Below are 12,346 nucleotides of genomic sequence, written 5' to 3' on the forward strand. Positions count from 1 at the left end.
CGACCGCGCGGCGGCCGCGCGAGCAAGGAACCGGGGATGGAACAGCAGGCCGCGCACAGCGCGCAGATACCGCCAATTCCGGTGGCCATTGCCCCGGGAAGGCTGCAGTTTTCCAATGTCGCTTCGGCGCTGCTGGGCGATGGCTTGGTGGCCGCGCACGACCAGGAGCGCATCCGCTTTTCCGCCCAGGGCGCGCGCAACGCCAGCGAGGTACATCCGCTGGTGCTGCTGGCCAACCTGAAGCTGGCCGCCGCACCGCCGGCTTCCGGCGAGCTGGCGCTGGAGCGGCTGACCGAGTGGCTGGCCGCCCGCACCCATACCCGCCACCTGCGCATCGACCCCACCCGCGTCGACGTGGTCGCCGCCACGGCGGTGGTTTCCCATGCCTATGCCCGCCGCCACCGCATCCTGCCGCTGGCCGTGGACAGCGAGCGCGTGCTGGTGGCCACCAGCGAGCCGATGGCCCGCGACTGGGTGCCGGACCTGCAGCACCTGACCCGGCGCCGGATCGACCTGGTGCTGGTCAACCCGCTGGACCTGCACCGCTATTCGATGGAGTTCTTCGGCGTCACCCGCTCGGTGCGCGGTGCCCGTGGCGACGCCCGCGACGGCGGCAACAGCAGCGGCCTGCCCAGCTTCGAGCAGCTGGTGGAACTGGGCAGCTCCGGCGACGTCAACGCCGACGACCACCACGTCGTCAGCATCGTCGACTGGCTGCTGCAGTACGCCTATGAACAGCGCGCCAGCGACATCCACCTGGAGCCGCGCCGCGACATGGGCCGGGTGCGTTTCCGCATCGACGGCGTGCTGCACAAGGTGTTCGAGCTGCCGCCGTCGGTGATGACCGCGGTGATCAGCCGGGTGAAGGTGCTGGGCCGCATGGACCTGGCCGAGCGTCGGCGCCCGCAGGACGGCCGCATCAAGACCCGCTCGCCGGGTGGGCGCGAAGTGGAAATGCGCCTGTCCACCATGCCCACCGCGTTCGGCGAAAAGTGCGTGATGCGCATCTTCGACCCGGATTCGGCGTTCAAGAGCATCGAGCAGCTGGGTTTCAGCCCGGAAGAAGCAGCCGGCTGGAACGAGCTGGTCGCCCGCCCGCACGGCATCGTGCTGGTCACCGGCCCCACCGGCTCGGGCAAGACCACCACGCTGTATTCCACGCTCAAGCGCCTGGCCACGCCGGACGTGAACGTGTGCACGGTGGAAGACCCGATCGAAATGATCGCGCCGGAGTTCAACCAGATGCAGGTGCAGGCCAACATCGACCTGGACTTTGCCTCCGGCGTGCGCACCCTGCTGCGCCAGGACCCGGACATAATCATGATCGGCGAAATCCGCGACCTGGAAACCGCGCAGATGGCGGTGCAGGCCTCGCTGACCGGCCACCTGGTGCTGTCCACGCTGCACACCAACGATGCGCCCTCGGCCATCACCCGCCTGCTCGACCTGGGCGTGCCGCATTACCTGATCGCCTCCACCGTCAACGGCGTGCTGGCGCAGCGCCTGGTGCGCACGCTGTGCCCGCACTGCAAGGCGCCGGACACGCTCAGCGACACCGACTGGGCGCCGTTGCGTGATGCCCATGACGCATTACCTGATGTCGTCACCGCATATGCCCCGGTGGGTTGCCTGGAGTGCCGGCGCACCGGCTACATGGGCCGCGTTGGCCTGTATGAGCTGCTGCCACTGGGTTCGCGGCTGCGCGCGTTGATCACCCGCGACATGGACCTGGCCGGATTCAGCCGCGCCGCACGCACCGAAGGGCTGCGTACCCTGCGCCGCACCGGGCTTGAAAAGGTGGCTGCAGGGCTGACTACAATCGAGGAAGTCCTGTCTGTCCTGCCGCCCTCGGAATGAAGCCCCAGCCGTTCTTGATCGTTGAAACCGGGCAACCGTTCCCGACCCTGCGCCGTTACGGCCGTTTCCCGCACTGGATCCGCGTCGCCGCCGGGCTGGAACAGGCCGAGACAGTCGTGGTCAACGTCGAGCATGGTGAAACCCTGCCGGACCGTGCGGAATTTGCCGCAACCATCGTCACCGGCTCGGCAGCCTTCGTCACCGACCGCGCCGACTGGAGCGAACGCAGCGCGCACTGGCTGCGCGAGGCCGCCCACGACGGCATGCCGCTGCTGGGCATCTGCTACGGCCACCAGTTGCTGGCCCACGCACTGGGCGGGCAGGTCGATTACAATCCGGCCGGCCGCGAGTCCGGCACCATCGTGCTGGAGCTGGAAGCGCCGGCATCGGCCGACCCGCTGTTCGGCGGCCTGCCGGCCAGTTTCCCGGCCCACGCCACGCACTTGCAGACGGTATTGCGTGCGCCCGACGGCGCCACCGTGCTGGCCCGCTCGGCGCAGGACAACTGCCACGCCTTCCGCTGGGGCAAACAGGCCTGGGGCCTGCAGTTCCACCCCGAATTCGCCACCCACCACATGCGCGGCTACGTCCGCGCCCGCGCCGACTGCATCGCCCGCCACGGCGGCTGCGCCCGCAGCGTCGCCCGCGAAGTCAGCGCCGCGCCGCTGGCCCGGCAGTTGCTGCGCCGGTTTGTGCGGCATGTGCGGCGCAGCGAGCACCATTGAAGCCCACGCTCGAGCACCCCTGCTACGTGGTGCTGGAACTGCCCGACCCCGTCGCCGCGCAGGTATTGGCGCTGCGCCGCCGCTACGACGCCCGGTTAGCGACTTTTCCCGCAGAAATCACCATCACCGGATCTTCGGGACTGGGACCATTGGTAGCCGGTCAATCCCAAACGCGCGTATTCGAGCAACTGCGAAGGCTTGCCGAAACCCACCTGCCGTTGGCCTCACGCTTCGTAGCGATCCGTCGCTTTGCGAGTGGCCCGGTGATCTGGCTAGCGCCGGTCGATGCCGGGCCGTTCATCGCACTTCATCACGCCTTGGCTGGCAGCAGCCTTGCCTTCCACCCGCACCGCTTCGCCTATACGCCGCATTGCAGCCTGTGCACCGCCGAGCTTCCGTCGGTACAACAAGAACAATTGCTGACCGAATCTATCCCTGACGACACCTTCACGCTGGGGCAGCTGGCGCTCTACCAGGTGATGGAGGGACGACCCGCGTTGCTGCGTCGCTTCGGCCCGGGGCTTGCCTAGGCCGGGATGAAATCCCAGCGGGGTGTGCTGCCGACTTCAAAACTACCCCTCCCCAACCCTCCCCTTGCCTGCGGCAAAGGGAGGGAGCAAGCGCCGCGATCGCACAGGATACGAACGACTGCAGGAATCAGCCCCCTCCCTTTCGCGCAGCGAAGGGGAGGGTTGGGGAAGGGTGCTTCGGCTTCGGCTTCGGCTTTTACGAATCCCCAATCCCCAATCCCCATTCCCGATTCCCGATTCCCGGCCTCTACAGCGAATCCCCATTCCCGATTCCCGGCTTCATCCCCATTCCCGGCTCCCCCCGCCTGGGTTTCGGGCGATAATCGGCCAGCGTCTGCGGCCTTGCCGGCGCTCTCTCCTGTTTCGGAACTGCAATGAGCGAGATTCACAAGGTGCCGGCCTCTGCCGGTGCGGATTGGTTGCTGACCGGCTTCGGCCTGCTCAAGCGGGCGCCGCTGGCGCTGGGCTTGTTGGGCGTGCTGTGGGGCGTGGGCACTTCGCTGGTGCTGTCACTGGCGGTGCTGGCGCCGGCGTCGCTGGGCCTGGTGCTGCAGTTTCTGCTGATCCTGGCCGGCCCGTTGTTCATGGGCGGCATGTTGTGGGCCATCCGCGAGGTCGACCAGGGCCGCCATGCGCGTCCGGTGCACCTGCTGCAGGGCGTGCAGGAAGGCCGGGCACCGCATCTGCTGGTGGCGCTGCTGCCGCAGCTGATTGCCGCGCTGGTGCTCGGCGCCCTGCTGTTCGTGCTGGTCGGCGGCCCGGCCGGCTTCCAGCAGCTGTCCGAGGTGATGACCAAGATCAACGAGATCAGCCAGTCCGGCGCACAGCCGGACCCGGCGCAGATCGAACCGCTGGTGGCAACGCTGCCGGCCGGCCGCATCCTGCTGTGGCTGGCGCTGATGCTGGGTACGTTTGCCGCCTTGACCCTGGCACTGTTCGTGATGCCGCCGCAGGTGATGTTCGAGAACCGCACCGGCGTGCAGGCGCTGCGCCAGAGCCTGCGTGCCAGCATCCACAACCTGCCGGCGATGCTGGTGTTCTTCGTGCTGGCCTTCATCGCCATCTTCGCGATCTATTTCGCGGTGATGATCGTGGCCTTGATCGTCGGCATGATCGCCGGCCAGGCGGCCGCGCTGGCTATTGCCCAGTTGCTGTTGATGGCGGTGCTGATGCCGGTGTTCGCCGGTGCCGTCTACGCGGCCTGGAAGCAGATGCTGGCCCCGGCCAGCAACGGGACGCCGCCAGCGGCAAAACCACCGGGCCACATCTTCGAGGCCTGAGCCCGGGCATGTTGCCGAACCACAGGCCGGGCTCGCAGCCCGGCCTGGTTGGGTTCAAGCGGTATCGCGGCGGCGCTTGGTCAGGTACATCGCCTGATCGGCGGCATGCAGCAGCGCATCCACCTCGGCGCCATCGTGCGGATAGGCGGCCAGGCCGATGCTGGCGCGGATGGGCAGGATGACTTCCTCGCCATCGCGCAGGTAGTGCATCGGCGGCAGCAGGGCCGCGCGCACGCGCTCCAGCAGCCGCTCGGCGTCTTGCGTGTCCTCCAGCTCTTCCAGCACCAGGGCGAATTCATCGCCGCCCAGGCGCGCGACCGTGTCGTTTTCGCGCAATGTGCCGCGCAACCGCGCGGCCAGCTCGATCAACATGGCATCACCGGCGGCGTGGCCCCAGGTGTCGTTGACGTCCTTGAAGCGGTCCACGTCCACATAGACCAGGGCGAACTTGCCCTCGTGGCGCACGGCACGGTGATGGGCACTTTCCAGCCGGTCCATGAACAACACGCGGTTGGGCAGCCCGGTGAGCATGTCGTGCATGGCCAGGTGCCGCATCTCCTGCTCCATGTGCTTGCGCTGCTCGACTTCGATCTCCAGTTGCCGGTTGCGCTCGGACAGTTCATCCAGTGCATCACGCAGCGCCACGCGGTGGCGGTACAGCTCCAGGAACACCTGCACCTTGGACAGCAGGATGGTCGCTTCCAGTGGCTTGGCCATGTAGTCCACCGCGCCAAAGCCGTAGCCCTTGAGCCGGTGGACGTCATCGGCATAGGTCGCGGTGACGAAGATGATCGGCGTCTGCCGGGTGCTTTCCTCCTGTGACAGGATTTCAGCCACTTCAAAGCCGTTGATGTCCGGCATGTAGACATCCAGCAGCACCAGCGCGAACTCGTCGTCCAGCGTGGCCTTGAGCGCGTCGTTGCCCGACGATGCCTCCACCACATCGACATCAAGCTTGGCCAGCACACGGCGGATCACCAGCAGGTTGGCCGGGTTGTCATCCACGGCCAGGATCTTGGGCCGTTGCACGGCAGTGGATTTGGTCACGAACATAGCGATTCCAGCAAAAGAGAAATTTGCGGCAACGGCAGGCAATGGTCGGCGCCGGCCCGTTCAAGCGCGGCGGCGGGCATCATCGGCACCTGTGCCGTGTCCGGGTCCTGCACCACCACGGTGCCCCCGGCGCGGCGCACCCTGGCACAACCCTCGGCACCATCGGCGTTGGCGCCGGTCAACAACACCGCCAGCACGCCCTCCCGCCATACTTCGGCGGCCGATTCAAACAGCACATCAATCGATGGCCGCGAGAACGTCACGCGCGGGTCCACGCTCAATGCAAAGCGGTGGTCGCGCTCCAGCAGCAGGTGGTAGCCGGCAGGCGCGACATAGACGCAGCCTGGCGCGGGCAGCAGCCGTTCCTCGGCCTCCTGCACCGGCAGCCCGCTGCGGCTCTGCAGCAGTTCGCAGAACACCCGCATGTCTTCCGAGCCGCTGTGGCAGACCACCACCATCGGTACGCGCAGCGGCCCGGACAGGCCGCCCAGCAGGACATGCAGCGCCGACAGCCCGCCGGCCGAGCAGCCCACCACCACGATCTCCGCCGGCGCGGACCCGGGCGAACTCACAGCGTGCCTCCGGCGTTGCGGTACAGCCGCAGCTCGGCGTCCAGCGGCACGAAATCCCGTGCGCTGGGGGCAAAGCGGATCGACTCGCGATTGCCCAGGCACAGGATGCCGCCACGGCTCAGGCTGTTGCGGAACAGGCCCAGCACGCGGTCCTGCAGCGCGTCGGAAAAATAGATCAGCACGTTGCGGCACAGGATCAGCTGCGCTTCGCAGAACACGCCATCGCCTACCAGGTTGTGGTTGGCGAATGTCACCCGCTTCTTCAAGCGCTCGTCCAGCTTCATGAAATCGTAGCGGGCGTGGTAGTAGTCCGACAGCGTGTGGCGGCCACCGGCGGCCAGGTAGTTCTCCGAATACAGGCGTGCGTCGCGGATCGGGAAGATGCCTTCCTGCGCGCGCGCCAGCGCCTCGTCGCTGAAATCGGTGGCGAAGATCTGGCAGCGGTCGTACAGCCCGGCTTCCTTGAGCAGGATGGCCAGCGAATACACCTCCTGCCCATGCGCGCAGCCGGCCTGCCAGATGTTGATCTGCGGGTAGGACGCCAGCACCGGGAACACTTCGTCGCGCAGTTTGCGGAACACCGCCGGGTTGCGGAACATTTCCGACACCGGCACCGACAGCTTGGCGATGACCTGCGGCACCATCGCATCGTCGCGCAGCACGCGCGCGGTCAGCTCGCCGACGTGCGCGATCTCCAGCGACTGCACCAGCGCCTGCACCCGCCGTTTGAGCGAGGCCGGCGCGTAGCCGCTGAAATCGTAACCGTGGCGTCGGGCCATCGCCTGGATGAAACCATCCACTTCGATGTCGTCGATTTCATCGCGGCGGCCGGCCGGCGCGACAGGGCCTACTTTTGCAGCCATACACGCATCATCGACAACAGCTTGTCCAGGTCCACCGGCTTGGTCAGGTAATCGTTGGCGCCGGCATCCAGGCACTTGTCGCGGTCACCGTGCATGGCCTTGGCGGTCACGGCGATGATCGGCAGGTTGCTCCATTCCGGGCGCTTGCGGATCTCACGGGTGGTTTCGTAGCCGTCCATGCCCGGCATCATGATGTCCATCAGCACCAGTTCGATGCCCGGGTTTTCCTGCAACTGCTGCAGCGCCTTGTAGCCGTCCTGGGCCATGCTTACGGTGACGCCGCGCGCGCGCAGTGATTTGGACAATGCAAACAGGTTGCGCATGTCGTCATCGACCAGCAGCACCTGGCGCCCGGCCAGCAGTTGATCGTCCGACGGCGTGGCATTGGCACCGCGCGAGCCGATGCTGTGCAGGAACAGGCTCACCTCATCGAGCAGGCGCTCGGGCGAACGCTGGCCCTTGATCACGATGCTGTCGGTGTACTGGCGCAGCTTGAGGCTTTCCTCGCGGCTGAGATCCTGGCCGGAATAGATCACCACCGGCGGCACCGCCACCAGCGTGGCCGCCCGCTCCAGGAACTCCACCCCGGAAATCCCGCCCAGGTTCAAGTCCAGCACGATGCAGTCGTAGCTGTGCGTGGCGATGCGCTCCAGCGCTTCCTCGCCCGAGGCGACCTGGTCGATTTCGACATTGTCCGCCTGCAGCAGGCGCGTCAGTGCCAGCCGCGAATCATCATCGTCATCGACCAGCAACAGCTTGCGCACGATCTTGCCGGCGACATCGAGCAGGTGGTCGAACGCAGCGATCAATGCCTTGCGGTCCACTGGCTTGGTCAGGTAACCCACCGCGCCCAGCGCCACGCCCTTGGCCGCTTCGTCCACCGCGGAAATGAAGTGCACCGGGATCGCCGCGGTGACCGGGTCATGCTTGAGATGCTGCAGCACCGACCAGCCGTCCATGCCCGGCAGCATCACGTCCAGCAGGATGCCGGTTGGGCGATAACGTCGTGCCAGTTCCAGGCCGCTCTCGCCATCGGCCGCGGCCAGCGCGCGGTGCCCCTTGCGGCGGATCAGGTCCACCAGGATGCGGGCGAAGGCCGGGTCGTCCTCGATGGTGAGGATGACCGATTCACCGGCCGCAATGGCATGGCGGTCATCGGGAATCCAGTCGATCAGCGGTGCCGTGGCCGCCCGTGCCGGTGTGGGCGCGGGGCGCTGCTCGATGACTACCGGCGCCGGCAGCGCGCTGACCACGGCCGACCACAACGGCAGCACCAGGGCAAAGCAGCTGCCCTTGTCCTGCTCGCTGTCCACCACCAGCTGGCCACCCAGCAACTGCGCCAGGCGGCGCGCGATGGCCAGGCCCAAACCACTGCCGCCGTAATGGCGGCTGGTGCTGGAATCCACCTGCTCGAACGCCTCGAAGATGGACTCCAGCCGCTCCTCGGGAATACCAATGCCCGTATCACGCACCGACAAGGCCAGGTGCGATTCGTCGGCTGCCGCGCCCACGCGGGTGAGCAGCGCGCTATCGGCCATCGCCAGGTGCAGGGTCACCTTGCCTTCGCGGGTGAACTTGAACGCGTTGCCCAGCAGGTTGTTGAGCACCTGCTGCAGCTTGGAGCGGTCGGTGACCAGCGATTCGGGCACCGTCGGCTCCACCTCGATGGTGAACTCCAGGCGGCTTTCCATCGCCATGTGGCGGAAGTGCCGGTTGACTTCGCGGGTGAGTGCGTCCACCCGCACTTCCTCGCGGTACACATCCATCTTGCCGGCTTCGATCTTGGACAGATCGAGAATGTCGTTGATCAGGCGCAGCAGGTTGGAGCCGGAATCATGGATGACCGCGGCGGCCTCCACTTCCTCGGCATCCAGGTGGCCGCTCTCGTTCTCGGCCAGTTCCTTGGACAGGATCAACAGGCTGTTGAGCGGCGTGCGCAGCTCGTGCGACATGTTGGCCAGGAAGTCGGTCTTGTACTGGCTGGCGCGTGCCAGTTCCTGCGCCTTGAATTCGGTCTCGCGCTGCAGCACCTGCAGCACTTCCTTCTGCTCGTTGAGCACCTCGGTCTTCTGCCGCAGCTCTTCGTTGGAGGCCTGCAGTTCCTCGGCCTGCACGCGCAGTTCTTCTTCCGATGCGGACAGGCGCTGGGCGTGTTCCTCCAGCTCCACGGTCTTGCCCTGCAGCTCTTCGTTGGTGGCGCGCAGTTCCTCTTCCTGTGCCTGCAGGGCCACCTGCGAACGCTGCAGCTCCTCGGCCTGGGCGCGGGTGTGCTCAAGCAGCAGCTGGGTTTCGTCGGCACGGCGGATGTTGTCCAGGCCCAGTGCCGCCGGCGCCAGCACGCTGTCCAGGAAGGCCTCCTGGGTCGCGGTGAACTGGCCGAAGGTGCCGAACTCCAGCATGCCCAGCAGCCGGTCCTTCAACAACAGGGGCACCGCCACCAGCATATTGGGCTGCGCTTCGCCCAGCGCCGAATGCACACCGAAGAATTCGTCCGGCACCTGCTGCACGCTGATGCGCTTGCGTTCCATTGCCGCCTGGCCGATCAGGCCATCGCCCAGCCCATAGCGCAGGCCCAGGTGCTTGCGCCGCTGGAAACCATAGCTGCCCTGCAGGCGCAGTTCCTGTTCCTGCTCGTCGAACACGAAAAACACGCCGATGGCTGCGTCGATGCGCGGCGCGATCTGCGAAATCAGCGCCTGCGCGTAGTCGTCGGGTGTCTGCATGGCCTGCAGCGCGGCATTGACCTCGCCGACACTGAGCTTGACCCAGTTGGCATCACGCGAGGCCAGCGAGTTGCGACGGAATACATCCAGCGCGCGGGCGATGGCGCCAATCTCATCGCCGCGCTCCAGGCCGTTGATCGCCACGTCCAGATCATCATTGGACAGGCGCGTCATCTTTTCGGTAAGGCGGTTGATCGGCCGCACCACCAGCCGCGAGATCATCCACAGCGTGCCGATGATGATCAGGAAGCCGGCCACCAGCAGCAGCAGCGAAATCGAATGGGCACGGCTGATCCAGTCGCTCATGCGACCACGCTCTTCCAGCAGCAGGGTCAGTTCCGAGTTGTAGATGCCGTCCAGCGCATCGGCCAGCGCGTTGCCCTGGCCGGTACTGCTTACCATCTCCAGGCGCTGCAACGGCGTCAGCTGGTCACTGCCTGCGTCCATGCCGCGCAACGCTTCCGTCACTTCGGCATCCCACGCACTTGCCTGCATCTGGGTGCGCTGGAGCCGTTCCACCTGCGCCCTGTCACCGGCGGCAATGGCCGCCTGCAGGGCTTCGTCGCGGCGTTCACGCTGCTTGTCCAGCGTTGCCAGCTCCTGCGGGCCGCTGCCGAGCAGATGATTGCGGATGGCAATCTGCTGCAGGCGCACCGCCTGGATTGCCACTTCCACCTGCCGGACCACTTCCATCTTCTGGGCTTCGTGCCGGCGTGCCTCATCGTCCTGTCCGGACGTGCGGTAGCTGACCACGCTGGTCGCCAGGAAGCAGAGGAACACCAACCCGAAGGCGGCCAGCATCTTGCCCAGCAGAGAAACGTTGTTGATCCAGCTGCCTTTGTGTTGCGTCATGCGGGAATTCCCCTGGCTGTTCCCAAGCCTGCCCGATAAAACGCGCAGTTCCGATGGCCAAAAAGGTAACTCAGAACACCCGCATACGCCGAATCTGGCTATTCAGGAAGCTGCGGTCTTGTCCTGGTCGCGCGGCAGCAGCCAGCGCGAAGCATGGATGCCCAACTCGTAGAGCACACACATGGGGATGGCCAGCATCAGCTGCGAGACCACATCCGGCGGGGTCAGCACCGCTGCCAGCACGAAGATGCCCACGATCGCGTAGCCGCGGCCTTCGCGCAGTTGCTGCGGTGTTACCCAGCCCAGCAGCACCAGGATCACCATCGCCACCGGCAGTTCAAAACTGGCGCCAAAGGCAAAGAAGATGGCCAGCACGAAATCCAGGTACGCCGTGGCATCGGGCGTGATGGCGATCACTTCCGGGCGAAAGGTGGTGAGGAAGTGAAACACCGCCGGCAGCACCAGGAAGTAGGCAAACGCGCAGCCGATGTAGAACAGCGCCATCGCCGACCCCAGCAACGGCAGCGCCAGGCGCTTTTCGCGTGCATACAACCCCGGCGCCACGAATGCCCAAGCCTGGTACAGCAGCCACGGCACGGCCACGAACACGGCGGTGAAGAAGGTCAGCTTCAACGGTGCGAAGAACGCACCGGCCGGATTGGTGGCAATCATCGATTGCCCGGCCGGCAGCTGCGCTATCAGTGGCGTGGCTAGGTGCGTATAGAGCGTGCGTGAGAACGGCAGCAGGGCCAGCAGCACCACGCCCAGCCCCATCAGCGCACGCACCAGCCGCGCGCGCAGTTCGATCAGGTGCTCGATCAGCGGGCTTTCGTTGGAATCGGTGGCGCTCATTGCGGCCGCTCCGGGGTGGCGGGTGCGGCCACATCGGCAGGCGCAACCGGGGTTTGTTCTGCGCTGGCGCGGTTGGCCATCTCCGGCGGCAATGCCGCTGCCGGTTTGATCGGCCGCGGTTCGATCACCCGCTCGCCTTCGGCTGGCGCAGGCAGGTCATGCGCTTGAACGTCGTGCTGCTGCACTTCCTGCTGGAAGGCATCGGCGCCATCGCGTACCTGCCTGGCCTGGTCACGCAGTTCGGTTTCGGCCTGCTGCATCGACTGGCGTACATCCTGCAGGTTGCGTTTGATTTCCTCGGCGTGCAGTTCGCGTTCCAGCTCCTGCTTTACCGAATCCCACTGGTTGCGGGCACGGCGCACCCACAGGCCGGCAAACCGCGCCGCCTTGGGCAGGCGCTCCGGACCCAGTACCACCAACGCAACCACCGCAATCAACAGCAGCTCGCTGAAGCCGATATCAAACACGCCCGGAACTCCGGATCAACGCGCTTGGTTGTCGTGCTCAGCCTGCTTGTCGCGGCTCTTGTCGGCGTCACGCGACTCGTCGCCCAGCTGTGCGGCCGGCTTGTCCTCGTCGCGCATGCCCTTTTTGAACTCTTTGACCGCACTGCCCAGATCCTTGGCGCCGCTGGTCAACTTCTTGGTGCCAAACACCAGCAGGACGATGACCAGCACGACCAACCAGTGCCAGATGCTGAAACTGCCCATGATCTGCTCGCGTAATTAGTGGGGAAGATGGACGAGCATAGCGCACACAGCCTGAGCCAATCGCTATGCCAAAGGTCAGTTGTCGCCGTCCAGCGACTCGGTGCGGATTTCACCTTCGCTCACCGGCTGGAAGCCCTGCTGCGGTGCCGGTTCTGCCGGGGTGTTCTGCAACGGCGCGGTAGTGGCGGTATCGGTGGCGGTATCGGTGCCAGCTGCGACAGGGGCCGGCACGCTCACCGGCTCGGCGCGGGGCGGCCAAGCCGCCCCCCGCGCCCCGCGGCCCGGCGGGCCCAGCGTGGGGCGGGCCGCGGAGGTTGTTTTGTACACGG

The 12,346-nt window shown here is 66.2% G+C and carries 11 protein-coding genes and 1 pseudogene; 4 read left to right on the top strand and 8 right to left on the bottom strand.

The features are described 5' to 3' along the window. The first annotated feature begins 36 nt into the window (after window positions 1–36). The 4 genes from ACVOLO_RS02320 to ACVOLO_RS02335 all read left to right on the top strand — a co-directional run bounded on the left by ACVOLO_RS02320 (window position 37) and on the right by ACVOLO_RS02335 (window position 4,392). A complete protein-coding gene (locus ACVOLO_RS02320) occupies window positions 37–1,857 on the top strand; it encodes a GspE/PulE family protein (protein ID WP_481568661.1) in 1,821 nt (606 codons plus the stop codon). Then, window positions 1,854–2,582, top strand: a complete 729-nt coding sequence (locus ACVOLO_RS02325) for a glutamine amidotransferase (RefSeq protein WP_481568662.1) — start codon at window positions 1,854–1,856, stop codon at window positions 2,580–2,582. The genes ACVOLO_RS02320 and ACVOLO_RS02325 overlap by 4 nt, the downstream gene beginning before the upstream one ends. Then, window positions 2,579–3,112, top strand: a complete 534-nt coding sequence (locus ACVOLO_RS02330; protein ID WP_481568663.1) for a 2'-5' RNA ligase family protein — start codon at window positions 2,579–2,581, stop codon at window positions 3,110–3,112. Before ACVOLO_RS02325 ends, ACVOLO_RS02330 begins: the two co-directional genes overlap by 4 nt. 374 nt (window positions 3,113–3,486) lie before the next feature. After that, entirely contained in the window at window positions 3,487–4,392 is a 906-nt protein-coding gene (locus tag ACVOLO_RS02335; protein ID WP_481568664.1) for a BPSS1780 family membrane protein, read from the top strand. Window positions 4,393–4,446: 54 nt separating this feature from the next. On the opposite strand, the gene ACVOLO_RS02340 is transcribed toward ACVOLO_RS02335, so the two are convergent. From ACVOLO_RS02340 to ACVOLO_RS02375, 8 genes and pseudogenes are all read right to left on the bottom strand, one after another. Next, window positions 4,447–5,445, bottom strand: a complete 999-nt coding sequence (locus ACVOLO_RS02340) for a diguanylate cyclase domain-containing protein (protein WP_481568665.1) — start codon at window positions 5,443–5,445, stop codon at window positions 4,447–4,449. Continuing rightward, the gene (locus ACVOLO_RS02345) at window positions 5,436–6,017 is read right to left on the bottom strand and encodes a chemotaxis protein CheB (RefSeq protein ID WP_481568666.1); all 582 of its coding nucleotides are present in this window, start codon (window positions 6,015–6,017) and stop codon (window positions 5,436–5,438) included. The genes ACVOLO_RS02340 and ACVOLO_RS02345 overlap by 10 nt, the downstream gene beginning before the upstream one ends. Continuing rightward, window positions 6,014–6,880 carry a CheR family methyltransferase gene (locus ACVOLO_RS02350; RefSeq protein ID WP_481568667.1) on the bottom strand — a complete coding sequence of 289 codons (867 nt, stop codon included), beginning with the start codon at window positions 6,878–6,880 and terminating at the stop codon, window positions 6,014–6,016. Before ACVOLO_RS02350 ends, ACVOLO_RS02345 begins: the two co-directional genes overlap by 4 nt. Then, window positions 6,865–10,455, bottom strand: a complete 3,591-nt coding sequence (locus tag ACVOLO_RS02355; protein ID WP_481568668.1) for a hybrid sensor histidine kinase/response regulator — start codon at window positions 10,453–10,455, stop codon at window positions 6,865–6,867. Before ACVOLO_RS02355 ends, ACVOLO_RS02350 begins: the two co-directional genes overlap by 16 nt. 102 nt (window positions 10,456–10,557) lie before the next feature. After that, window positions 10,558–11,307 (bottom strand): twin-arginine translocase subunit TatC, encoded by a 750-nt coding sequence (tatC, locus tag ACVOLO_RS02360; RefSeq protein ID WP_481568669.1) that lies wholly within the window; start codon window positions 11,305–11,307, stop codon window positions 10,558–10,560. After that, a complete protein-coding gene (gene tatB, locus ACVOLO_RS02365) occupies window positions 11,304–11,774 on the bottom strand; it encodes a Sec-independent protein translocase protein TatB (protein ID WP_481568670.1) in 471 nt (156 codons plus the stop codon). The genes tatC and tatB overlap by 4 nt, the downstream gene beginning before the upstream one ends. 15 nt (window positions 11,775–11,789) lie before the next feature. Beyond that, a complete protein-coding gene (gene tatA / locus ACVOLO_RS02370) occupies window positions 11,790–12,017 on the bottom strand; it encodes a Sec-independent protein translocase subunit TatA (RefSeq protein WP_481568671.1) in 228 nt (75 codons plus the stop codon). 75 nt (window positions 12,018–12,092) lie between these two features. Further along, window positions 12,093–12,346 (bottom strand): annotated as a pseudogene (locus ACVOLO_RS02375) (hypothetical protein); the annotation flags it as partial.

Source organism: Stenotrophomonas sp. STEN056 (assembly GCF_056759635.1).

Bases quoted from the DNA above. Each gene is read 5' to 3' on its own strand.
- ACVOLO_RS02325 (WP_481568662.1), top strand. From the start codon at position 1,854: ATGAAGCCCCAGCCGTTCTTGATCGTTGAAACCGGGCAACCGTTCCCG.
- ACVOLO_RS02320 (WP_481568661.1), top strand. From the start codon at position 37: ATGGAACAGCAGGCCGCGCACAGCGCGCAGATACCGCCAATTCCGGTG.
- ACVOLO_RS02355 (WP_481568668.1), bottom strand. From the start codon at position 10,455: ATGACGCAACACAAAGGCAGCTGGATCAACAACGTTTCTCTGCTGGGC.
- ACVOLO_RS02340 (WP_481568665.1), bottom strand. From the start codon at position 5,445: ATGTTCGTGACCAAATCCACTGCCGTGCAACGGCCCAAGATCCTGGCC.
- tatA (WP_481568671.1), bottom strand. From the start codon at position 12,017: ATGGGCAGTTTCAGCATCTGGCACTGGTTGGTCGTGCTGGTCATCGTC.
- ACVOLO_RS02335 (WP_481568664.1), top strand. From the start codon at position 3,487: ATGAGCGAGATTCACAAGGTGCCGGCCTCTGCCGGTGCGGATTGGTTG.
- tatC (WP_481568669.1), bottom strand. From the start codon at position 11,307: ATGAGCGCCACCGATTCCAACGAAAGCCCGCTGATCGAGCACCTGATC.
- ACVOLO_RS02350 (WP_481568667.1), bottom strand. From the start codon at position 6,880: ATGGCTGCAAAAGTAGGCCCTGTCGCGCCGGCCGGCCGCCGCGATGAA.